Genomic DNA, 780 nt, shown 5'->3' with positions numbered 1-780 from the left:
TTGTACAAGATCCCGTCATGGGTCGGCGTCAAAATCTCTTCGGACACACTGAAAGGCACGCTGATTGAAGGTTTTGAAGGCGACAAATGGTTGATTGAAACAGAAGGTGCGGATGTCAAAATCAGCAGCTTCCGCTTTGATTGGAAACCGTCCGAGCTGTTCCGTCCGTCTTTGCACATTACCGAAGTCGTGGCCGGCGACATCGCCATTGTGACCAAGCGCACGCCGCCCAAAGAAGAAGAGCCTTCAAAAGGCCTGCCTGACAGCATAGACCTGCCCGTTACCGCCTATCTCGACCGTTTGGAAACCGGCAAAATCAGCGTAGGCAAGCGTTTTGACAAGCAGAGCGTCTATCTCGACCATCTGCACGCAGCCTATCATTACGACAAAAAAGAACACCGCCTCCACATCAAAACCGCCGACACGCCCTGGAGCAGCTCGACAGGCGCGGTGGTGCTCGGTTTGAACAAACCCTACGTCCTCAATACCGCCATCTACACCAAAGGCCAGCTTGAGGGCGAAACCATACACGGCACGGTGCGCCTGTGGGGCAGCCTGCAAGACGTGTACACCGACCTACTGCTCGACGGCGACAATGTTCATTTGTCTGCCAAATCCACCATCCACCCATTCGCCGACAGCCTCAACGAAACCGTCGGCGAAATCCTGGTTAAAGGTTCCAACATCAATCCGCAGGCCTTCCTGCCCACCCTGCCCAAAGCGCGCCTGAATTTCGACGCCACCACCATTCCGTCCTTTACCGACGGCGTTGCGTTGGAA

The 780-nt window shown here is 55.1% G+C and carries 1 pseudogene; it reads left to right on the top strand.

Annotated features, from left to right (window positions below):
• Window positions 1-780 (top strand): annotated as a pseudogene (locus ACTHUR_RS13385) (translocation/assembly module TamB domain-containing protein); the annotation flags it as partial.

This window comes from Neisseria sp. P0021.S007, from assembly GCF_051956855.1.
Note: the sequence above shows the minus strand (reverse complement) of the source record. Positions and strands in the feature narration are given on the sequence as shown.